Genomic DNA, 23791 nt, shown 5'->3' on the forward strand with positions numbered 1-23791 from the left:
GATGACGTTGTTCTAAGAATGATTATTCTGCAAACAACGTCATCATGACAATGCATAAAGGAAGGTTATGAAAATTATACTAGTACGTCATGGTCAAGCAGAAGATGAGTCGCGCCCAGACAGCGCGCGCCAGTTAACTGACTTTGGTCAACAGCAAGCAATGCAGACGGCAGAGTATGTGATGACTCACTATCATCCTGATTATTTTGTCGTCAGTCCCTATGATAGAGCGCAGCAGACGCTAGCAGCATTTCAAACGCGCGCGCCCAAGGTTCCAGCAATCGTACAGGAAAATATCACGCCTTCTGATGATGTGCGTCAAGCTTTAATAGATATTGCGAATATTGACGCTGAGTGTCTGGTAGTGGTGTGTCATATGTCTATCGTTGCTTATATCGCTGGTCTATTAACCGGTGATTATCCTGAATCATTTTCTCTTGCAGAAGCAAGGGTGTTTGAGATGGACTTTGTAATGGCAGGTATGGCAAAAGAGATTGATCGTTTTGTGCCTGAGCAGCCGTATTGAGATTAGGTCGAATCGTCAGTTATATCGCTGGTCTATTAACTGGCGATTATCCTGAATCATTTTCTCTTGCAGAAGCAAGGGTGTTTGAGATGGACTTTGTAATGGCAGGTATGGCAAAAGAGATTGATCGTTTTGTGCCCGAGCAGCCGTATTGAGATTAGGTCGAATCGTCAGTGATACTGTTGGCACTTAGTCTATTGATGCTTAGTGGTGTTAAACTGGTTAAAGAATGAAATTGTCTGAATCCTACCTTATCCTATCTTTAAAACAGCTTTAATAATTAAGGACACGCTTAGTGTTACATGTTTGGTTACGAGCGCAGCATAGCCCGCTAGCTGTCTGGCATGAAGATATTCAGCAATGGCAAACGGTTGATGGTTGGCAACAGCTGCAAACAATCTATGGCAATTATAAAACCAATGCGCAGAAGGCTTTGTGTGTATATTTTCCATCAAGCCATATATTGCAGGTAGATACTGAGCTGAATGCGACTCAGCTTAAACAGCTGGGCAATAGCGGCAAGCAATACTTGTTTGAAGAGACATCCTTGACCCCTGTCGAGCAATTGGCGATTCGGCAAATCAGTGAAGCCGATAATCACCAACTGTATGCACTGGCGCAAAGCGATATCGAGTCATGGCAGCAGAGTGCTAAGCTTGCTGGCATGAGCATAACGGCGTTACTGCCTGATTTTTTATTGCTGCCAACGCCATATGAAGGGGCAGGTCAGCAAGTAACACTGTATCAAGATGAGCAAACCATGCTACTGCGTCAGTCATTGCGACAAGGTATGGCTGTCAGTTATTTACCCTTAATTTTTGAACGTTTTCCGCATTTAAGTGAAGTGAATATATTGCCGCCCATAACGGCTTTAGATGATTTTTCAAAGCCAACAAATTCGGCAATGCCCACAAGCTTTATGGCACAAACGGCCGCGCTTGTTGCAGATCATCAGTTATTATTAACCACCTTGACCACGACGCCCAAGCCTGTTGACAGCCCTGATCGTCACGCGCTTAACTTCTTTATTAAATCAACGGACTCAAAGCTCTCACCGTATCTGCGTGTGGCAGCGATGGTCGCGTTATCGGCACTGGTATTACAGATGGCGACCGATGGCCTGCAGTGGTATCAGTATAATAAGGCGGCGGTAGCGACCAAAGCTGAGATTGCAGCGCAGTATCAAGCTTGGTTTCCAAATGAGCCATTAAGTTCGCGTACCAAACTGCAAGTACAATTGCAACCAAAGCTGCGCAGTGACAGCCAAGCACCAGCCTCTCATATGGCAGCATTGACTCGCATATCCCCGTTAATCAAGCAGTCTTCACTGCGGGCGCAAGCGTTAGTGATGCAGCCATCATCACTCAGCTTTACCTTGATTGCCCCTGATCGTAATAGTCTTGATAAGTTTACAAGCACACTTGTTGCGCAGGGTTTAAATGCCAAGCTTGCACAGGTAAACAGTAATGAGCAAGGGCAGTTTAGTGGTCAAGTTACGGTGAATGTCGTAGAAAATAATGACGCGACACAAACCAATGTAGCGGCATCATAATTTATTTGCCAACTAGGCAGTGGTAATGAAAGTCAAAAAGGTTGGAAAATGAAACGATTGCAGCGCCGCACCAAACGTAACAACATCACGCCAGAGACCAGTAACAGTATTGGAACCAATGTGCTGTCAACGCGTGTAAATAATTTTCAACAGATGCTATCGTTACGCTGGCAGGTACTTTCGCCGCGTGATCAGTTGGCATTGGCCGTATTGTCTATGTTCTTATTATTGTTCATTGGGGGCTATGGTGGTTATAGTATTCATCAAGCAGCAAACGATAGTAAGCGCGACTATCAAGAGCAAGTGGCTGATTACTTTTGGTTGCGTGCCCAAGCTGGCAATATCGATAGTAATGCGATCAATGCGGCAAACACGGCGGATGATGAAGCCACTATGCCACCTGCCAATAGTATCAGTGCATTGTTAAACAACTCAGGTATTGCCAACGCCCAAGTCGTTGCGACGGGTGATGCCGTGCAACTGAGCTTCAATCATGCCAGTCAAGCGGTGGTCAGCACCGCACTTGGAAAGCTGGAACAGCAAGGTTGGCAGTTCAGTCAGCTATCGATACAGCAAGACGTGGTTACTAAGGCCATTCAAGTACAAGCGACTGTCACCTCATAAATCGATATGCTGTGGAAACTGGAGGTATTTTACTCCTTATCTACTATTGCCCCAAATTAACTGATCATCAGTTTCTAAAATAACCATTTGTCATTAGTGTCATTGAAAAATTGCACGTTTGACACAATTAATTAACTATCACACAGCCAGAGATGGATATTTAAGATGAATCAATCTTCTGATCGCAAACCTGACACGCATAGCCATCAGCAGACCAGAACTGCTGAACACCAGAGTAATGCGTCAGTTGAAGCTGCATTTGATCATGAAATGACTCAGCAGAGGCAGAGCTATGGGGCGAGTGACAATATGAGCACTGGTAAGCGCCGTTCTTTAATCACTTATAATCACATTACTTATTTTTTATACGTAATCAGCTATTTTACCGCTGGATTACTGTGGGTTGTACCAATTGTGATGAACTATGCGAAGCGCCATGATGCAGAGGGTTCGTGGTTGTCCACGCATTTTGATTGGCAGATTAAGACCTTTTGGTATAGCATCGTATTTTTCTTCTTAGGCATTATTATCATTACCTTTGCATTAGGGGGTTTTGGCATTAGTATGCTGGCTGATAGCAATAATATTGCCATTGGTTCGGTATTATTAGCGGTATTTGGCCTGCTAATCATGATTTTTACCTTCATATGGCATCTTTATCGTATCGTCCGTGGTTGGATAGCCCTGACGGATGGTCGTCCTGTACCTTAGGGACTGTAGAATACATCTGTCAGTTCCTTAGCCAATATGTAGGTATAGCTATTAGCACTCTAATACAGAAATTTAGCGCATGAAACTTTGCTCTTATTTCTGTTAAGCTGATATAATCGCAGCGCTTGATTTTATTCGCACTATTCACTCACTATTTCTTTCGAGCAGGGTCTGCCATTACTATGTCTTATGCCTTACTTCGCCCTTTTTTGTTTAAGATGGATCCAGAGCACGCCCACGAGATGACCTTATCTTTATTAGATAAAGCTCATAAAGCACGTGTTTTAGGTTTGGTATACGGTCAGTCAATGCAGCCAACAGACTGTATGGGCTTACAATTCGCCAATCCGGTCGGCCTAGCGGCAGGACTGGATAAAAATGGTGATTATATCGATGCGTTGGCTGAGCTGGGCTTTGGTTTTATAGAAGTGGGCACGGTCACGCCAAGACCGCAAATAGGCAATGATAAGCCAAGGTTGTTTAGAATCAAGCAAGCGGATGCTATCATCAATCGAATGGGTTTCAATAACCAAGGTATCGATTATCTGATTGAAAACGTCAAGCGTTGTCAATACAAAGGCAATATTGGGATTAATATTGGTAAAAACGCCGATACGCCAGTAGAGCAAGCCGCCGATGATTATGTCTATTGTTTAGAGCGTGCTTATCCGCATGCCTCCTATATCACCGTTAATATCTCCTCACCAAATACGAAGAATCTGCGTGATTTACAAAGTGGCGAGGCCTTGACTCAGCTTTTGGATACGATTAAAAATCGTCACAGCCAATTAGCCACTGAATATGGTTTTTATGTGCCACTGGTATTGAAAGTTGCGCCTGATCTAGAGCCGCTACAAGTGGATTATATCTCGCAGCAATTGCTCGATTTTGAGATAGATGGGTTGATTGCGACCAATACAACGTTGAGCCGTGTTGGTGTTGAAGACCTACCTGATGGTGAGCAAGCAGGTGGTCTATCCGGTCGCCCAGTCAGCCACATTAGTACCCAAATTTTACAACAGTTCTCCGATCAGCTAGATGGTAAAGTCGCTTTAATAGGCGTCGGCGGTATTGACAGTGGTGCAAAAGCCGTCAAAAAAATTGAAGCGGGTGCAGATATGGTGCAGCTCTATACGGGGCTCATTTATCGTGGTCCTGGGTTGGTACAGTCTTGTATTCAAGCAATCGGTGGCTATTACGACGCGATGGAGCTATAGCGGATTAATGTCCCTAGCTCATTACCTATCAGATGCACAAGATGACTGTATTTTGAGCTGAGTCATCAAAGATTAATGTGTCACAAAAACGAAAGTAAACATCCGATAAAAATCAATAAGGTATGAGGCGTAGAACATGAGTGGTCTGGATATCGTGATTGCTATTGTTGTTTTGATCGGCTTATGGCGCGGCTTTCAAGTCGGATTGATTAAAACAGCCGTTGGTTTAGTCGGTTGGTTTATTGCCCTGATCGCTGCCACGCGTTTGGCAGGAGTGGTTTCGCCGCAACTATCAGGCATGGTACAAAACCCTGTTTTACAAATGGCAATGGCATTTTTATTGGTGGTGATAATCATATTGGCCATCATGCACTTAGTGGCATTTGTATTCTCAGGCGTACTTAAAACCTTACGCTTGGGTGTCGTTGACAAAATGGCAGGTGGTGTACTGGGTGCTGCTAAAAATGTACTGATGGTCTTAGTTGTGCTTAGCGTCAGTGCGCCGTTACTGGTACAAATGCCACAATGGCAAACGTCAGTGCTCGCGCCTGAGCTATTGCCTTATGCCCCGATGGGTAAAGCGTTGGTCTCAGATGTATTAGGTATGGCTTGGGATCAAGTCAATCAATCGTAAGTATTTTTACGGTTAACCTTTAATGTCTCAATGCTTCGATGCTGATAGCTTGGGTTTGTGGTGCTAGAGGTTATCGCTTCTATCATATCCTCTTTGTAAGTTATCCTTGATAAAAAATTACTTAATCGCATTTAGAGACCACAAATGCCAATAAATAGTGCATTTTGTTAATAGTCAAAAGATAAATATTCGTTAAATTCTGAACAACAATCATCAGGTCGTCGGTGAGTAACAGTACGCATTTTTGATAATCTACTGTTAGCAGTCTTGCCACTATTGTAGTACTAATTAATGAGTCAAAATAGGATATAGCTATTATGTGTGGAGTCATTGGAGTTGCAGCTCACGAACCAGTCAATCAGATTCTTTATGACGGTTTGACGATGCTACAGCATCGTGGGCAAGATGCAGCGGGTATTGTCACTTTGCAAGATGGACGACTCTATCTACGTAAAGAAAATGGCATGGTACGTGACGTATTTATGAATCGTCATATGATGAAATTGGTTGGTAAGTTTGGTATTGGTCATGTGCGTTATCCAACAGCAGGCACGTCAAGCAGTGCCGAAGCTCAACCATTTTATGTCAACTCACCTTATGGTATTACCCTTGCACACAATGGTAACTTGACCAATGCTGAGAGTTTAGCCAAGTCTTTATACATCGAAGATCGCCGACATCTTAATACCGATTCAGATTCAGAAGTATTGCTAAACGTACTTGCCCATGAAATGCAAAACTTGGGTAAAACCAAAGCAACGCCTGCTGATATTTTTGAAGCAGTCACGGCTGTATATGGTCGCGTCGAAGGCGCTTATGGTGTGGTCGCTTTGATTACTGGTCATGGTTTGCTCGCATTTCGTGATCCAAACGGTATTCGTCCGCTTATTTTTGGTAAGCGCATGGCACCGAATGGCGGCACCGAGTATATGGTTGCCTCAGAGTCAGTTGCACTGACAGGATCAGGATTTAGTATTATCCGTGATGTAAAACCTGGCGAAGCCATATTCATTGATTTAGATCATAAATTACACACTCATCAGTGTGTTGAGCAGCAAGAATACACGCCTTGTATCTTTGAATATGTGTATTTTGCTCGTCCAGATTCTATCATGGATAACATCTCAGTTTACAAAGCACGCTTACGTATGGGTGAAAAGCTGGCTGATAAAATCCTTGCTGAATGGGGTGAAGATCACGATATCGATGTGGTGATTCCTATTCCAGATACCTCGCGTACGTCAGCGATGGAGCTGGCACTAAAAATGAATATTAAGTACCGTGAAGGGTTTATGAAAAACCGCTACATCGGTCGTACCTTTATCATGCCAGGTCAACAACAACGTAAAAAATCAGTTCGTCAAAAACTCAGCGCCGTACCACTTGAGTTCAAAGGTAAAAACGTCCTGTTGGTTGATGATTCTATCGTTCGTGGTACCACTTGCCATGAAATCATCCAAATGGCACGCGATGCTGGTGCGAATAAAGTATTTTTTGCTAGCGCCGCGCCACCGGTTAAATATCCAAACGTCTATGGTATCGATATGCCAGTACGCAGTGAGCTTATTGCCTCAGGTCATACGGTAGAAGAAGTACGTGATATCATCGGTGCTGATAGATTGATTTTCCAAGATTTGGATGACTTGATTGATGCGGTAAAAGATACCAAGTACAGCAAAGTTGAAGGTTTTGATTGTGCCGTATTTAATGGTTGCTACATCACTGGGCAGATCAATGAAGCGTATCTTGAGCATTTACAAGAGCAGCGCAATGACACTGCCAAAACAGGTAAAAAAGGCGTACAGATAGTGGCTGATACCCCAGTTGATATGATGGGCGTCGAAGAGCTTTAAGCTATCAATTTCTTCAAAGTGCCTGTTTTTTGCAGCACTGTTAGAAAGTAAAAGGCTGGATTCTCATAAGAATTCAGCCTTTTCTATTTTAAATATAGTTCAATTACAGGGTTTAAAATTATTCATATGAACTATAAGCTGTTATCCATTCACGTATTTATCAATTTTCTAGTATCCACTTAAAAAATTAGTAAATACCCATAGTAAGCCATTAATGGCGGCGATGCCAACGACCATACTGACCAATAACTGACGGCTGATATGATAAACGAACAACACCAAAATAAGGGCACCAATTTGTGCCATCAATAAATGTAGTTCAGCACTATTTAGCCCAGTCGTTGCCGATAAATTTTGATAAGAAAGGCTGGTTAAAATAAGCAATACCATGACTGATAGCGGCAAGCTCTCATTGAGCCGATGCAGCCAAGGTGTGTCTAACAACTTTCTGGGTATTAAGGCGGGTAGCGCACGGGTAATAAAGGTCACGGCGGCCATCGCAAAGGTTGCGAAAATAAGGTAACTACTGGTCATTGTTGGCTCCTGTCATATTACGCTGCGTCCAAAACCCACGAGCTAAAATCAATAGCATACAGATGGTGATTGCCACCAATAACAACCAATTACTAGTAAATAAAGATGCCACCGCTAAAGAAATGACAGCAATAGCAATGGGGAAATAACGTTTGATACTTTGGAACTGCTCATAAGCTAAGATTGCAAACAGACAGACTAAGGCAAAATCCAAATGTGGTACCAAATCACTCAGAGTACTGCCGATCATGACACCAACCGTGCTCGCTAGCACCCACCAGCTTTGATTAAATAAGCTCAATGGTAGTATCAACGCTTGTCTTGACTCATTAGGTAAACTGGTCATAACAGAGAAAGTTTCATCAGTCAGGGCAAATAGGCAATAGGTTTTGGCAAGCTTATGTTCTGGTAGGTATTGCAATAATGGCATACCATAAAATACATGACGTAAATTAATAGCGGCAATATTGGTTGCGATGCTACCAATCGGTAAACCAGCGCTCAGCATTGGCAAACAAGCATATTGAGCGGCGCCCGCATACAGTACAACACTCAACATAATCGTTGCCCACACAGGGATGCCTGCAACTTGTGCCAGCACACCAAAGGCGATACCCGCAGGTAAATAGCCCATCGCCACAGGTAGGCTTTTTTTAAACCCCGCCACCCAGTCGTAGCTGGTCTCATGGTGTTGATGTAATTCTTTTGAATGAGTAGTCACATGACATCCTAATTTTTGCTGTTTTTTGGTTATTATTAATATTTTACTGAAAAATTAATGTTAGAAAACTGGTTTTAAAATGAAGACAAGCCCGAGCAATGGCAAAAACACCCCAGAAAAAATGCACTTAATCGAAGAACATTACACAGTTGGTTGGAGTTTTTCATAGCTGGCTGTTTGATGAGCTCGGTACAAGAAGCCACCCAAAATAACCAGCCGAAGTAATAATAAACACCACACGCTTAGCCAAATACCAGTCATATCCCACTGTTGGTAGAGCACCCAGCTAAGTGGAAAAAAGATAGCGGCGAGTATCAAAGCTGCGTTACGAATCACATTGCCGGCAGTTAAGCCAAAAAATATACCATCTAGCCAATATGCACCAACGCCAACGAGAGGTAGTAATACCGCATAAAGGTGGTAATCATATGCCAACGTAAAAACGGACTCGATATTGGTCATAAATTGCAAATATGTTGGCATTGCAAGCCACCATATCGCACTTAACATGATGGCTAGACCATAACTGACGATACCAGTGCGCTTGACGATAGTACGAAAACGTGGCCAATCCCGTCGTCCTGCTGCTTGACCGCTTAATGTCTCAGCCGATACCGCCACGCCATCAAGAGCAAAGGCTGAGATACTTAATACTTGAAGCAAAATAGCGTTGGCGGCTAGGATGACGTCACCACTTTGAGCCGACAAGCGGGTAATCCAAGCGAAACTCAACGTCAAGATTAGAGTACGGATAAAAATATCTTTATTTAATGAAAATAGCCTAAGCATTTTTTCTTTAGAAAAATGTTGCTTGTCGGCAGTGAATAAGGCTTGCCAAGATATTTGCAAATGCTGACGGCTGAGCCACAATGCTAGTATCACGCCTAGCCAAAAGGCAATAGTGGTTCCTAACGCCACCCCAACCAATCCCATCTGCATACCGTAGACAAAAAACAAGGTCAGAACGATATTCAGCATGGCGATAAAGCCTTGCTGGTAAAGCATGTAGCGAGTCTTACCTTGACCAGCAAACCAACCAATAAAGGCAAAGTTCATTAGCTCAGCGATGACGCCCCAAAAGCGTACATCTAAATAAATCTTTGCCGCTTGCCCACTTTCGGGGTTGGCCGATAGGGCTTGCAAGCCAAAATCTATCAACCAAGGCTTTGCCAATAACAGAATGCTACCGATAGCAAGCGCTAATAACAAGGCACGTTGCAAGATTGATAGTAGGGGTGATGGGGTTGGGCTTGATGATTTTGTGATATGAGTAGAATTATCAACATGATTGACCGATTGTCCTAGCGCTTGAGCCGATAGCCCAGATGAGGCATATTGCAAAAAGTTAAAACTCACGAGTAATAAAGACAGTAACTGTATCGCCAAGCCCATCCCGGCAAGTTTAGCCGTGTCATTCATGTTACCCACGATCGCGGTATCGATAACGCTTTGTAGTGGCATGGCTAGGTTGGCCAATAACACGGGCAACGCAATAGCAATGATACGTGTATAGCGAGTATCAATCGGTGGCATAGCACTAGGTGACGAGGTGGTCATTGGCATTTTTGGCTCGTTTATCGCTGAAAAACAAGAAGGGCAGAGTTAATGTCATTAACGCTATGACATTACCGTATAGTCAATTCATTATAAAGGCGTTACGGCGTTAACCTTACTTGAAGTATGACTTATATATTTGTACTGTGTTGCCTTGACTCTGTTTTAAATGGAGTTAGCTCTAGTAGGTGTGATATTCAAGGCAAAAATAGCTACAAAGACAAAAGCACCTAGACTCATTACTCACGAGTCAGGTGCTTTTTTTGATGCTTGCTTAAATACTATCTTAGCTAGCGATTAGCTTGAGAAAGTATAAAATTTATTAAACATTGTCTTGTTCAAACATTTTTGGATCATTGAAAGTGACAATTTCTTCTTCAAACTCAGGCTTTACTTTCACAATAAAGTCATCGCGTGATAGACCCATACGTAATGGAATCGAGCTTGCAATATACGTTGATGAGTAAGTACCAGCAAGCAGACCAATGAAGAGCGCTACTGAGAACCAATATAGTCCATCACCGCCTAAGAATAGCATGGCAAGTACGACCAGTAAAACAGTGGAAATGGTCATAATGGTACGGCGCAGCGTCTCTGTTAAAGACAAATCGATTGTCTGGCGAGGTGTGATACCACGAACGCGGCGGAAGTTTTCACGGATACGGTCATAAACAACAATCGTATCGTTCAATGAGTAACCAATCAATGCCAAAATAGCAGCCAATACGGTTAAGTCAAACGGAAAACCAAATAATGCAAAGACCCCGATGGTGACAATCGCGTCATGGAACAGCGATAGTACCGCGCCCAGTGCCAGCTTAAATTGGAAACGTAAAGCGACATAACCAAGCATACAGAGCAATGCTAATACCAGCGACATGACTGAGTTTAAGTAGACTTCGTTACCAACTTGGCTACCAATAATATTAACGTTACTGATTTCAACATTATTATTAGGCAGGGTTAATGCTTTAGTGAGGCTACTGTTAAGGCCATCTACGTTATCAGACTGTGGTGGCAGGCGTACGAGGAGTTCTTCTCGTGTACCAAGATACTGTACCACGGCATCATCAAAGCCATTGTCGGCCAATGCTTGTACAACTTCAACTTGCTCGACAGGCTGCTCGTAACGCACATCTGCGGACACACCACCCGTAAAATCAAGTCCTAAGTTTAGACCGTTTACTGCAATCGCAATGATACTACCAATAACCATTAATAGAGATAAAAGTGCCATTGGCTTTTCTATCTTCATAAACGGAATAATACGCTGGTTGCCAACGGCTTTGATACCGCCTTCAGCGATTGCAGCCGCATCATCAGCGGCATCACCTGATTCTACATCAGGATTGGCTGCTTGGGTGGCCAGTGCTTGACTGTCTTTACCCGCATCTTTACCACTGCTCAGAGCTTTGTCTTTTTTTGATTTAGCGGTAGTTGGGTTGTTGGCTTTGGTATTACTACCTTTACCATCACGGCGTGGTTTTTTACGGCGGCGTGTGCTGTCGTTATTTACCTCACTGTTTGAGCCACCTGAACCATTTCGATCTGGATTGTTCTGCTGTTCTAAAGGGTTATTCTTATCGATCGCCATAATGTTCTCCTAACCGATGCTCAAACGTTTGATAGATTTACGCTTACCATAAGCAATTTGTACCAACGCACGTGTGACCAAAATCGCGGTAAACAGTGAGCTGACAATACCAATAGCGAGCGTAATCGCAAAGCCTTTAATCGGACCAGTACCAATCGCAAATAGGATAAATGCGACCAATAAGGTTGTAATGTTGGCATCGAAAATACTACTAAAGGCGCGATCAAAACCTGCCACGATGGCGGATTTTGGCCGTACCCCGTTTGCTAGCTCCTCACGTATTCGCTCAAAGATTAGTACGTTGGCATCGACGGCCATACCGATAGTCAAAACGATACCGGCAATACCAGGCAAGGTAAGTGAAGAGCCTAAGATTGACATAATAGCGATGATGATAATAACGTTCACGGCCAGCGCCACGTTGGCGATCACACCAAACAGACGATAGAAGATAATCATAAACGCAAAGACTAATAGATAACCGACCTGCGTAGAGAATAGACCTTTATCAATATTTTCTTGACCTAATGATGGGCCAATAGTGCGTTCTTCTACAAAGTACATCGGTGCGGCAAGTGCGCCTGAGCGTAGCAGTAGTGCAAGCTCGGCAGCTTCCGCGCTACTATCTAGCCCAGTAATACGGAAAGAGGAGCCAAGGACCGCTTGAATATTGGCACGGTTAATGACTTTAGTCTCAGCATAAGGTGTTCTAACTTCGACAGTTTCGCCAGTCTCTGGATCTTCTTCGTAAGTGATTCTTTGCTTGTTTTCGATGAACAATACTGCCATCTGTTTGCCAACGGCGGTACGAGTGGCATTTTGCATGAGCTTACCACCAGCACTATCTAAAGTAATGCTTACTTCAGGAGAGCCGCTTTCATCCACACCAGTTTGAGCATTAGTGACTTTATCACCCGTGACAATCGCTTGACGTTCAAGCAGTACCGGCGGACCATCAAGTGTCTCAAACGGGAAAGCTTCGGTACCCGCTGGAGGGATGCCGCCCGTATAGTTTTCGCTGTCTTCAGCAACCATACGGAACTCAAGGTTTGCGGTGCGCCCTAAGACACGTTTTGCCTCAGCAGTATCTTGTACGCCAGGAAGCTCGACGACGATACGGCTAGCACCTTGAGACTGTACTAAAGCTTCAGTCACACCAAGCTCAGCAATACGATTGCGAAGGGTGGTCAAGTTCTGATTGACCGCGTAGCTATTGATTTCATCAAGCGTTGCATCATTGTACGCTAAAATCAGTGCAGGACCTTGCTCATCAATAGAGGATTGCAAGCTAAAGGTATTGCCCATTGAGCCTTGCAAAACATTCTGTGCACGGTTACGAGTATCTGTATCAGCGAAATGTAATACCACACTTCGATCTTCGGTCTTAATGCCTTTGATCGCAATTCGCTCAGCACGTAGTTCGCGACGCATGTCACGACTGGCACTGGTCAAACGCTGTTCGAGCGCCTTATCCATATCGACTTCTAGTACAAAACGCACACCGCCACGTAAATCAAGGCCGAGCTTCATCGGTTTTGCACCGATATCACGTAGCCACTGCGGCGTCGTTTGCGCCAAGTTAAGCGCGACGACATAGTCTTCGCCCAAGTTTTGACGCAGTACTTCCTGAGCTTTGAGCTGATCGACTGGATTGTCAAGACGTACCAGTGCACTGTTGCCCTCAAAGGTTCCATCGTGGTTATTGATGCCAGCCTCTTCAAGCAAGCTTTGAGACTCAGTCAAGATACCTTCAGACAGCTGTGTACCTGCAGCGGCGCTTGTAATCTGCACGGCAGGTTCATCAGGATAGAGGTTAGGAGCAGCATATAGACCGGCAATGATTAGCACGACGGCAATAAGTAAGTATTTCCAAGCGGGATATTGCATAATCACTTCTTTAGGTTGATAAACGACTGGCGACGTAGGCCACAAGTTAGCAGATGGGAAGTTAGCGATAGCAATGGTTGAGTGCTGTATCTAGCAGTCGTCATCATGCACCATTGCGATCATCCGCGATGATAGTAAAACAGTAGAGCAAATAATACAGACGTATCTTTATATAGTCATCAAAAATATATAGTCAGCAAAATATCACTGATAAAATCAATAAAGACAGCATGGTCAAAAGCATAAACATAAATTGTCTATACTCTATGAGACTGTTTTTACATCATTGCTCTATAGCGAAAAATGACCGTAAATAAGGTACGGTCATTCTTAGGCACTGTATTAATCACTATATTTATTAATGACAGATGAGGGCGTGTCCTCAATTCAATTGATTATCCTCTAAATGGGCTAAAAATGGCTAAATTTTGCCAAACATCGTCAAATAGTTTATTAATATCTCGATATTATTTACGCTACTTTCCTTGTTTAACAGCAATTTATTTCATTTTTACCACCATTTTTAAAATGAGGACATGCCCTAGTAATCATCAATAAAACGCGACTAATATTTCAATCAATCATTAAACGCTTTCGATTGTGCCAGCAGGTAACACTGAAATAACAGAAGCACGTTGTACTTTGACATCAGTATTATTGTTCAGGCTGACCACCGCATAGTCACCTTCAATGGCTTTGATACGGCCCATCAAACCACCAGCAAAAATGATTTCGCTACCGACAGTCAATGCATTGACCATGGCACGATGTTCTTTGGTACGCTTAGACTGTGGACGAATCACTAAGAAGTAAAAAATCGCAAAAAAAGCAACAGGCAATAGTATTTGACTAAATAGTGACATCGCACCAGCAGCTTCTGGTGCAGCATGGGCAGCTTGGATAAATAACAACATAATTTCTCTCAGTAAGTCATAGATAATAATAAAATTAAACGCATAGTAACAAAAAATCCCAGACTTGGTAACTGTTAATCATAGGCTGAGTATGTTTTTCTTAAGGTAATGGCATGCTAGCGGTCATTACTTTTTGCGGCAATATTTTTGCCACCTCATATAAGTGACGCCAAAGCGCTGAGAGTATAACAAAATTCAAGCAGCGAATGGATGCTAGGGAGCAGTAGTGTAGCAAAAGGTATGGTCAAGGATACCAAAAAACAAAGACTTAACAATAGCGTCTTATTGTGAAATGGCATCATCAATGCTACTATCAAATGGCAATAATTCCCTGCATTTAGCACACGGTTTGTTAGTATATAATAGATCCTATTATCTGCTGCTAAATCAGTTTTGAGCAGCGAGTTACCATCGTTTTAGCAGATAACTAATAGCTAATTAATCATGTCTGTTTTGTTGTTTGCCTTTAACGATTTAGTATCGTTTGCTCATTATATTATTATCCCTTTTACTTTTTTTCTGTTTAGGTTACCTAACTTGTTTACCACTTTTATGTTTGTACCTCGTCTATGTCGTCCGCGCGCTTGTAAAGAAGCGTCTGCTAAACCTCCTCCGACATCACGCTATTCAAAGCGTCTTAGTCGTACCAATTCAATTGCTGGGTTATCAGCGCTGACGGCGATGCTGCTATTGCCATATCCAGCTTTTGCCGCTGATGCTTTAGCAGAGCCGACCGCGATCAGTGTGCTATTACTCATACTTTTTGTGGTTGTCGCCATCGGTATCTCGTTTGTCTGTTCATTGGCTGAGTCTGCATTACTGAGCATGACGCCGTCTTATATCGCTGATGTTCAAGAGACTAACCCCAAAAAAGCCAACATGCTAAGACGCTTAAAGGTTGATAACATCGATCAGTCATTAGCAGCTATTTTGACTTTGAATACAGTGGCTCATACATTAGGTTCTATCGGTGCTGGTGCCCAAGCCACGATTGTGTTCGGTAGTGCATGGTTTGGACTGTTTTCTGCCATTATGACCTTGGCGATTTTATTTTTATCTGAGATTATTCCAAAAACGTTGGGCACGGTATATTGGCGTCAGTTAAGTGGCATGGTCGCGTATTTTGTGCGGGGTATTATTTTACTACTATACCCATTAATCTGGATATCAGAAAAACTGACCAAATTATTGGTACGAGGCAAAGAGCCTGTAGCCTTTAGTCGCAGAGAGTTTGCGGCACTTGCCAGCATCGGTGAAGAGTCAGGACAGATTGACCCATTAGAATCGCGCATTATTCGCAATTTGCTGGCATTTGGTGCGATTAAAGTCGAAGATATCATGACCCCACGTTCGGTGATGCTGGCGTTTGAAGAAAACAAAACAGTCGCTGAATTATTGGTTGATCGCCCAAAATTGACGTTTTCACGACTGCCAATTTATGATGGTGACTTAGATAACATCACAGGTTTTGTATTAAAAACAGACATGTTATTAGCCAAAGTAAATCATGCGATGCACAAGCCATTGACTCAGTTTAAACGTGACATTACTTTTGTTTTTTCAAAAATGAAACTGTTTGATTTGTTAGAGCTGATGCTAAAAAACCGTATTCATATTGCGATTACAGTCGGTGAGTATGGCGAAGTCAAAGGTTTGGTTACTTTAGAAGATGTGTTTGAGACGCTATTGGGACTTGAGATTGTGGATGAAATAGACCGCGTCGAAGATATGCAAGCATTGGCTCGACAAATGATGGACAGACGAGTAGAGCGATTGGGCATGAAGCTTAGTGATGATGAACAACAATACGAAGATAATAGTACGGACGCTAAGTAAGCTTCAGTTTGGCTTATTAAATTGAGATTGGATTGACAGAAAGCGAATCAAAACTGGAGCAAAAACTGAGTCGTGTACTGCGTAAGCGGCTCAGTTAATATATCTTGTATTTATTACAGCGATGGGCAGTGACTCATATTTTCAGAAATAATTGTGCCATATGGTTGGTATTTTAGTATTCGCAATAATTACACAGGGTGTCACATAGCTGTGAGAATTGAATGATAGTCTCACTCTATGGTAAAAGTACGCTGTCATCATTAATAAGTAGGTGATGATTAAACAGATATTTTTTACAAGTAAAATGAAGAGGGCACATGCTAACCAGTGCTCGCTTCATTTATTATGATGTTAATGAGTAATAAGCGACTACTATATTTAATCAATAAAAAACGTTAGTCATCAAAAGATGGCAACAACGATAACAGCATTGCTAAGGATTATGATGAAACGATTATGGGGAAAAGGGCTTTTGGCATTATTGCTAAAAAGTGCCAGCGTGGCGGCGGTAGTGACCGTTGTAAGTACTGTGAGTATCAGTGCGCAAGCGGCAGCCATGACCGAAGCTTTGGTGCAGAACTATATAGCAGCAATGAAGTCATCAGCGAATAGCCAAAATGTCAATCAGGTCGCCCGTCTTGTCTCTGACGATGCACTGATTTCATTATCTAGAAAAGGTAAGTCTACCAGTTTAGATAAAGATGCTTATTTGAAGTTGTTGCAAAATAGTTGGAATAACACCTCTAATTACCGTTATGATATTTCTGTGGATAATATCGTTATTACGGGCGATCAGGCCAAAGCCAATGTAACGACCAATGAGAGCTGGGTGAAAGATGGTAAAAATGTCTCATTTGTCACCACTTCAAGAGTGACGCTGACGTTATCGACTGGTAATGCGGTGCTGCTACGTGCCGTATCACAAGTAACGATTAATTAATTCATCGTTACTCGACCAATAACTCAGTACTAGCTAGTCAGCAATTAGGCATTATCAACAATTAGGTATTAATTGATAAGCATTGATTAAGAAACGTCTTGATCAGTGGATAATCAAAAAACATAGTGCATTAATTAGGCTCTTCGAAAGCAAAGCATTCCATCATTAATAACTATGCAGATTCACAATGTTGAATAACTAAATGATTGATTGCATTTCGTGAATGGTCTGAAAATTGACTCAACTTATGATGATTATCTTTTTATATTAGACTGGTCTTTGCTTCACATTGCATACTATACTAGCAAGCAACTTTATCTTATCACTTTCTGTCGTTAGGAAACTTCCAATATCATGTCTACTGTGCTATCAAAATCTCGCTCATTTATTGCGTTGCCATTGACGCTTGCGGTATCAACTCTACTTATCAGTGCTTGTAGCAATACCTCAGCGGTAAAAAAGGGTGCGACCAATAGCTCATCTGTTATTACTAAACGCCCAGCTACTAAAGCGCCTGCAGCAAGCAGCAGTACGGACTATTCAACGGCATATTTAGATGCAGATAGCTTGGATGAGTTAGCCGATTTACTCGAAGCCACTGACATGACTATGGTGGAAGGCAATAAACTTGCTATTCAGCAGTATGGTGATTTATGGAGTCGATTACGTGCTGGCTATCGTATGAATGGCGGTCAGCCGACTTATAATCAGCGTATTGAAGGGCAAAAAAGCTGGTTTACCAGTCGACAAGACTATTTAAACCGTTTAACTGCACGTGCCAGTCGCTATATCTATCACACTGTACGAGAAGCTGAGCGTCGTAATATCCCGACAGAGCTGGCTTTGTTACCTGTCATTGAGAGCTCTTACGATCCAAGCGGTACCAGTAGTGCGGCAGCAGCAGGCTTATGGCAGTTCATTCCAAGTACGGGTCGTATTTATGGTTTGAATCAAAGCAGTACCTATGATGGTCGCCGTGATGTCATCGAATCAACTCGCGCCGCTTATGACTTCTTGACCGCACTACATAACCAGTTTGGCAGTTGGGAGTTAGCATTGGCCGCTTATAATGCGGGTCCTGGTCGCGTGCAAAAGGCCATTGATGCTAATAGAGCTCAGGGTTTACCGACAGATTATTGGTCTCTGAGATTGCCTACTGAAACGATGAACTACGTGCCGCGTTTCTTGGCGGTAGCGGAAATTGTTGCTAAGCCTGAGCAGTATGGTGTCTACTTGCCTGCTATTGCCAACCGTCAGCATTTCCGTAGTGTGCCAGTGAATTATGGCGTGAGCTTAGCTGAAGTCGCACAAATGACAGGCGTTAGTTACGACGAATTAGAAAGGTTAAATACGGCCTTAACGTCAGGGCGTGTAGATTCTTCTGGTCCCCAGCGTATTATTATTCCTAATGATGTGAGTCTTAATACCGATGCTAAATTGAGCTCATTGAGAGGCAATGGTACGGGCAATATACTGGCATCGAGTAATACAAGCACACCAAGTAGCACGACCACGACGCCAAGCTATAACAACAAACCCTATACTGGCTCCTCATTACCATCGACAGGTAGCGCCTTGGCTGATTATGCTGCAAGTGCTAGTGTGCCGCAGCAAACGACCAGTTATATATCACCGTCAGCCACGCCTACTAGCAGCTCTGTCTACAGTAATAACGCCTCGGTGCGTACTGAGCCACCATTGAGCACGGCAGAAACCAACAAGATCAATGCTGAGCTAAAAAGCAGCAACAGTCTACCGACCACCTCTGCTCAGATTACACAGAATAATACGATTGTCCAAGAACCACCACTGAGCAAAGAAGAGCGTGATTTTATTGCCAATCAAATTCGCAGTAACACGCCTGAAACCAATGTAATCAATGCTGATGGTAATATTAATTTATCCGCAGTACAGACACAGCAGTCTATTCTAGAAGCCAGTGGCGAAGAGAAAAAGCTTAGCTTTGCAAAAACATCAGTAAGCAAGCCAAAACCGCAAGGTACACGTACCACTTATACCGTCAAGCGTGGTGATACCTTGTCTAATATCGCCAGCCGTGCGGGTGTCAGTTGGCGCGATATCGCTGAATGGAATCAAATAGATGCCAGCTCTAAGCTGCTATCAGGCAGTACCTTATACTTATATAATGCAAAAACCATCGAACCGTTGAGCACAGCTAACAATACCGCGGCAAGCCAACCAGAGAGCTATGTAGTACAAAGTGGCGATACGCTGATTGGTACTGCTAACCGCTTTGGTCTATCGGTGACTCAGTTGGCAACATACAATAATTTGAGTAGTAGAGCGGATTTACTACGCGGTCAAAAGCTATGGCTGATACCAGGTAAGGTGACTGCGCCAGTGACCACACCTGCCGCTCCCTCGACCAAGCCAAGTAAATCAAGCACCGCTACTAAGAACTATAAAGTAAAAGCGGGCGATGGATTGATTGCTCTCGCACGTCAGTTTAGTGTTTCAACTGATGCACTTGCCAGCCTCAATAATATGAGCACTACAAGCTCACTATATGTTGGTCAAACGCTAAAAGTACCTGCAAGTGTCGATTTCGATGCAGCAAACACCTCAAGCGCTAGTAGCCGTAACAGTAGCTCAAGTTCGGTGGCAACCACCAATTACAAAGTAAAATCTGGCGATACTTTGATCGGCATTGCCAATAGCGTGGGTATCAGTCCAGCTGAGCTTGCGGCGGTGAATAGCAACTTTGATGCAAAAGCACGCTTACAACGTGGTCAAACCATCAAAGTACCCGTGTCTAAAGGATTGGTTGATCGTCAGCTAAATGATAAAACTGTCAGTTATAAAGTAAAATCAGGCGATACGTTAACAGGCGTGGCTCAACGTTATAATATCGGTCTTAGTGACTTGGCAACAGCGAACAACCTGAAAACCAACTCTAATTTGATACTCGGTCGTACGATTACGATTCCTGCCAGTGGCAGCGTTGTAGCGACCTCTAGTAGCAATAACCAAAGCAGTAGTTCGGCTAGTAGCACTGCCGCGACTAGCACAGCGAGCAGTGGCAAAAAATTGGGCAACACCGAGAGCTATAAAGTTAAATCTGGTGATGGTTTGATTGCTTTGGCACGTCAATTTGGTGTTTCGATAGACGACTTGGCTGCGACCAACGATCTCGCGACCAATGCCCAGTTGCAGCGTGGACAAACGCTTAAAGTACCAAAGCTCACAGTGAGCTACACTGTTGGGTCAGGAGACAGTTTGATTGGCTTAGCACGTAAATATGGAGTCTCTACGCAAGAGTTGGCTGAGATGAATAATATCGCGGCGGATACGATGCTACAGCGCGGTCAGCGCCTGACCGTACCTAATCGTTAAGAGTAAGTGGCTTAGTAGAATAATAGCTAAGTAAATACGATTAAGACAGATCATTCTGCACAAAAAAGCTGCTCTTTATAAGAGCAGCTTTTTTATTCATAAAATTCAATTCTCAAAATATCTAATAGCACTTATTAACTAGACGGTTTGAGTTTTGATAGTCTCAAGATAACTTCTAATATTGCTAACATAATGCATTGCTTGGCCATAACGACTATTGGCAGCTTTATTGTCAGCTAAGTACGCATAAACGTTCGCCCAGCTTTTATCATCAATACCTTGATCTCGCAGTTTACGCTGAATACTCTTTACTGCATTTGGTCCCATGTTGTAGCCGGCAAGCGCAAACCAAATACGATCTGTCTTTGGCACATCAGCAAAGTCATCTTTCATTTGCTCTAAATAACGCGCGCCGCCGCCGATACTTTGGTAGGGATCGACGCGATCTGAGACGCCCATTGCTTTGGCTGTATTATTGGTCAACATCATAAGCCCACGCACGCCCGTTGGCGATACGGCATTGGCATCAAGGTGTGATTCTTGGTAACCCATGGCCACCAATAATTCCCAATCATGATTATAATTGCGTGCTTGCTCTTCAAAAGACGATTGATAATCAGGCAGTTTTTCGGTCAACGTTTTTTGGAAATGATCTTGGCTATAGGCGTCTTTTAGCAAGTTTTGATTGTAAAAGGCAGCAAGTTTTTGTGTGTTTTTCAGCTTAATGCTGTCACATAAAAAGTAACTGGCTTTTTGTGATAACGGGTCATTGGATGAATTGAACGTCCAGCTGACTTTTGGATGTAAACCATTCTTTGTTAAGCTGGCGTCATAGCCGCAACTGATGTTGATAGACGATAAGTTAAACTTGCTCTTTAACTGTGTACTGGCCGTTGTTAATGCCATATCTACCTCGCCCGATCTCAGCGCCTTTAGAGCAGTTTCTTCATTGGCATACGCTTTTAGATCGATATCAACGCCAAGCTTGTCAGCATAAGTACGTACCAAATCAAAACCAAAGCCATGTTGAAAACCGTCAGTCGCAAAATAAGTGCTGTCACCGGGGACGGCAGCGATGGTTAACGTGCTTTCTAGCATGACGTTATCATAGGCTGGCACTGGCGCACGCATCGTCGTCAGACTCTCAGCAGGTAAAGAGAGAAGGGCGATACTAGAAACTTGCGCAAGCTTTTTGGTTCTAGAAAAACGACTCGATGTCGTCGGGGTAACGGATGAAACGATGTTACTTTTAGTGTTCGGTAGGCGTTTAGATGGACGCAGTAAATAAGAAATACGGCGTCTAGCCCCTTGCGCAGATACTTTCACACGATAAGTAATACGCTGCATGGATGTCTCCTGATTTTAGCCATCCTACTTACCGTAAAATGCTTGTGAATGTATGCTTATAAAATAGTCATACATCGGTATTACATTTTAGATAACAGCGCACTTCCTCATAGGATAAGTGCGTCGTCACCCTGCTCAATAATAGTGCCGCTAATGAATGTTTTATCAAATGTAGCCGTGCAGTTTTTTAATTAGCTATTTATCTATTGGCGTATCACGTATGAGGACTAACAGATCTCTCAAAATATCGATATAAAGTATCAATATAAAAATTATGAACGCACAACACCGCGAAGGATATAAATCGGATGATTCCTTCATCGATGCATAGATAGGGCTAAGAATAAAACAACTATATATTAAACATAGGTAAGGTCATGAACTAAGTTATTGAGACAAAAACGTAGAGTGAACGGGGCGCTCATGCACTCAGTTTTTCCACGCTCATATTAATGACCAGTGACGCTTTAAATTATTGGTAATAGAGTCAATAGTGATTAATATTTTTGTCCAGCAATAAAGGCAAGCAAGTCGCTATTTTCATTATTAATAAAAAAACTAATAGAAAATTTACGCTAATATTCTATTAGTTAGCGGTTACTCATCAAGTATCGCGATACTCAAATTAAGACATACCGTGCTGCTGAAAATATATCATGCACAGTGTATCTACTGGTAAACCACCTAAAGCCTCACTATCTATACAACGTCGATAGCTATATAACATAGTGAAATTTTAAAGGGTTATACTCATTTAAGTACCATAACCGGAAGCTGTAATAAATGGGAAGCCTCATGACAAGACATTCTTTCTTCGGGTAGTAATATGCGGATATTCCTTGGATTATTCAAGTGTGGTTAAGAAATTAGCGATAAAACTTAACAATTGGGCTATAGACGGTTAAAAATAGCTTTGTTACTGATAGACCGATGAAAATTAAAACAGCAAAAAACATCGATTTTGGGTAATAAGGCTGATTGTTATTAGCCTTATTTTCTGACATTCATTCACAAGTTAGATAGTGGTCATCAGAGTTGAGGGTATTGTTTAAGCAGGGTTATCAATATCTACGAAAGTTACTGGTATGCCAAATGTTTGAGAGACTATGTTGCCGAGTGCTTGAATACCGCCACGTTCTGTCGCGTGATGTCCGCAAGCGAAATAGTCAATGCCCAGCTCACGAGCAATATGTGTGGTACGTTCTGATATTTCGCCAGAGATAAAGGCGTCACAGCCCATCAATGCGGCTTGTTCAATCATATCTTGTGCGCCACCTGTACAAATGCCCACGTGTTCGATAAGTCTGTTATTATCGATATTAGCGTTTGTACTATTCGGTGCGCTATAATTGGCAGAAATATGTAATGGTAATCGTCCTAGTGCCTGAGTAATATGAGTGATAAGGCTTTGAGCACTCTGCGGGGTACAAGTGGCGATATTACCAACGGGATGCGATTCACTAGGATATAAAGCGCCGATAATGGTCATATTTAATGCGTCAGCCAGTTTGGCATTGTTACCAATGATAGGATGGGCATCGAGTGGCAGGTGATAGCCAATCAAAGAGATACCATGCTGCATAAGTTTACGGATACGTTGACCTTTCATACCAGTGATGGGGGCAGGTTCGCCTTTCCAAAAATAACCATGATGCACCATAATGGCGTCTGCATTGTCAGCAATCGCCGCATCAATCAACGCCTCGCAAGCCGTTACACCAGTGATGATGCGCTTGATAGGTCGACCCCCATCTACTTGTAAACCATTAGGGGCATAATCTTTAAAAGCATCTGCTGATAAATAGTCATCACAGAATGTGGTCAGCGCTTGAATGGTAATGGCGGTGTTTGAGGGCTCGGTTGAGATATTGTGTGTGGTCATGGTATTCCCTTATAATTGATTCAGTGGCGCAAGCATTTATAGCTAAGATGTGGCTTTTGATAATGAGTATTTTAACATGTGGCTACAGTAGGATAGACAATCCTACTCACT

Annotated in this window: 19 protein-coding genes; 11 read left to right on the forward strand and 8 right to left on the reverse strand. The window is 42.8% G+C overall.

Annotated features, from left to right (window positions below):
* Positions 1-67: 67 nt before the first annotated feature.
* The 8 genes from ACI2JM_RS05655 to purF all read left to right on the forward strand — a co-directional run bounded on the left by ACI2JM_RS05655 (position 68) and on the right by purF (position 7117).
* Positions 68-526: a SixA phosphatase family protein gene (locus ACI2JM_RS05655; protein ID WP_404642757.1), complete on the forward strand. Its 459-nt coding sequence runs from the start codon at positions 68-70 to the stop codon at positions 524-526.
* A complete protein-coding gene (locus ACI2JM_RS05660; protein WP_404642759.1) occupies positions 523-681 on the forward strand; it encodes a hypothetical protein in 159 nt (52 codons plus the stop codon). The genes ACI2JM_RS05655 and ACI2JM_RS05660 overlap by 4 nt, the downstream gene beginning before the upstream one ends.
* Positions 682-821: 140 nt before the next feature.
* The gene (gene gspL / locus ACI2JM_RS05665) at positions 822-2078 is read left to right on the forward strand and encodes a type II secretion system protein GspL (protein WP_404642761.1); all 1257 of its coding nucleotides are present in this window, start codon (positions 822-824) and stop codon (positions 2076-2078) included.
* A 48-nt stretch (positions 2079-2126) separates the two neighbouring features.
* Complete coding sequence (gspM, locus tag ACI2JM_RS05670; RefSeq protein WP_404642763.1) at positions 2127-2702, forward strand: type II secretion system protein GspM; 576 nt, start codon at positions 2127-2129, stop codon at positions 2700-2702.
* A 165-nt stretch (positions 2703-2867) separates the two neighbouring features.
* Positions 2868-3413 (forward strand): hypothetical protein, encoded by a 546-nt coding sequence (locus tag ACI2JM_RS05675; protein ID WP_227676244.1) that lies wholly within the window; start codon positions 2868-2870, stop codon positions 3411-3413.
* Positions 3414-3595: 182 nt separating this feature from the next.
* Entirely contained in the window at positions 3596-4630 is a 1035-nt protein-coding gene (locus tag ACI2JM_RS05680) for a quinone-dependent dihydroorotate dehydrogenase (RefSeq protein ID WP_198330953.1), read from the forward strand.
* A 136-nt stretch (positions 4631-4766) separates the two neighbouring features.
* Positions 4767-5264 carry a CvpA family protein gene (locus ACI2JM_RS05685; protein WP_045446136.1) on the forward strand — a complete coding sequence of 166 codons (498 nt, stop codon included), beginning with the start codon at positions 4767-4769 and terminating at the stop codon, positions 5262-5264.
* A gap of 317 nt (positions 5265-5581) precedes the next feature.
* The gene (purF, locus tag ACI2JM_RS05690) at positions 5582-7117 is read left to right on the forward strand and encodes an amidophosphoribosyltransferase (protein ID WP_055124190.1); all 1536 of its coding nucleotides are present in this window, start codon (positions 5582-5584) and stop codon (positions 7115-7117) included.
* Between the two features lie 168 nt (positions 7118-7285).
* On the opposite strand, the gene ACI2JM_RS05695 is transcribed toward purF, so the two are convergent.
* The 6 genes from ACI2JM_RS05695 to yajC all read right to left on the reverse strand — a co-directional run bounded on the left by ACI2JM_RS05695 (position 7286) and on the right by yajC (position 14321).
* Positions 7286-7651 carry an AzlD domain-containing protein gene (locus tag ACI2JM_RS05695; RefSeq protein WP_193011024.1) on the reverse strand — a complete coding sequence of 122 codons (366 nt, stop codon included), beginning with the start codon at positions 7649-7651 and terminating at the stop codon, positions 7286-7288.
* On the reverse strand, positions 7641-8372 hold the full coding sequence (locus ACI2JM_RS05700) for an AzlC family ABC transporter permease (protein ID WP_404642767.1): 732 nt from the start codon (positions 8370-8372) through the stop codon (positions 7641-7643). The genes ACI2JM_RS05695 and ACI2JM_RS05700 overlap by 11 nt, the downstream gene beginning before the upstream one ends.
* A gap of 141 nt (positions 8373-8513) precedes the next feature.
* A complete protein-coding gene (locus tag ACI2JM_RS05705) occupies positions 8514-9935 on the reverse strand; it encodes an MATE family efflux transporter (protein ID WP_404642769.1) in 1422 nt (473 codons plus the stop codon).
* A gap of 313 nt (positions 9936-10248) precedes the next feature.
* The gene (gene secF / locus ACI2JM_RS05710; RefSeq protein ID WP_404642771.1) at positions 10249-11520 is read right to left on the reverse strand and encodes a protein translocase subunit SecF; all 1272 of its coding nucleotides are present in this window, start codon (positions 11518-11520) and stop codon (positions 10249-10251) included.
* 9 nt (positions 11521-11529) lie between these two features.
* On the reverse strand, positions 11530-13407 hold the full coding sequence (gene secD, locus ACI2JM_RS05715) for a protein translocase subunit SecD (protein WP_060490898.1): 1878 nt from the start codon (positions 13405-13407) through the stop codon (positions 11530-11532).
* A gap of 584 nt (positions 13408-13991) precedes the next feature.
* Entirely contained in the window at positions 13992-14321 is a 330-nt protein-coding gene (gene yajC / locus ACI2JM_RS05720) for a preprotein translocase subunit YajC (protein ID WP_045446152.1), read from the reverse strand.
* 552 nt (positions 14322-14873) lie between these two features.
* Here yajC and ACI2JM_RS05725 point away from each other — a divergent pair.
* The 3 genes from ACI2JM_RS05725 (at position 14874) to ACI2JM_RS05735 (ending at position 20451) form a co-directional block, all read left to right on the forward strand.
* Positions 14874-16157 carry a CNNM domain-containing protein gene (locus tag ACI2JM_RS05725; RefSeq protein ID WP_083475681.1) on the forward strand — a complete coding sequence of 428 codons (1284 nt, stop codon included), beginning with the start codon at positions 14874-14876 and terminating at the stop codon, positions 16155-16157.
* A gap of 445 nt (positions 16158-16602) precedes the next feature.
* Positions 16603-17097: a nuclear transport factor 2 family protein gene (locus ACI2JM_RS05730; protein ID WP_060490899.1), complete on the forward strand. Its 495-nt coding sequence runs from the start codon at positions 16603-16605 to the stop codon at positions 17095-17097.
* A gap of 354 nt (positions 17098-17451) precedes the next feature.
* The gene (locus ACI2JM_RS05735) at positions 17452-20451 is read left to right on the forward strand and encodes a LysM peptidoglycan-binding domain-containing protein (protein ID WP_404642774.1); all 3000 of its coding nucleotides are present in this window, start codon (positions 17452-17454) and stop codon (positions 20449-20451) included.
* A 138-nt stretch (positions 20452-20589) separates the two neighbouring features.
* Here the strand turns inward: ACI2JM_RS05735 and ACI2JM_RS05740 are convergent, their stop codons facing one another.
* Together ACI2JM_RS05740 and ACI2JM_RS05745 are read right to left on the reverse strand one after the other, a co-directional pair.
* Positions 20590-21798 (reverse strand): transglycosylase SLT domain-containing protein, encoded by a 1209-nt coding sequence (locus ACI2JM_RS05740; protein ID WP_404642776.1) that lies wholly within the window; start codon positions 21796-21798, stop codon positions 20590-20592.
* Between the two features lie 1048 nt (positions 21799-22846).
* Entirely contained in the window at positions 22847-23680 is an 834-nt protein-coding gene (locus tag ACI2JM_RS05745; protein WP_404642778.1) for a Nif3-like dinuclear metal center hexameric protein, read from the reverse strand.
* Positions 23681-23791: the final 111 nt, after the last annotated feature.

This window comes from Psychrobacter sp. NPDC064578 (genome assembly GCF_044901245.1).
Classification (GTDB): domain Bacteria; phylum Pseudomonadota; class Gammaproteobacteria; order Pseudomonadales; family Moraxellaceae; genus Psychrobacter; species Psychrobacter cibarius_C.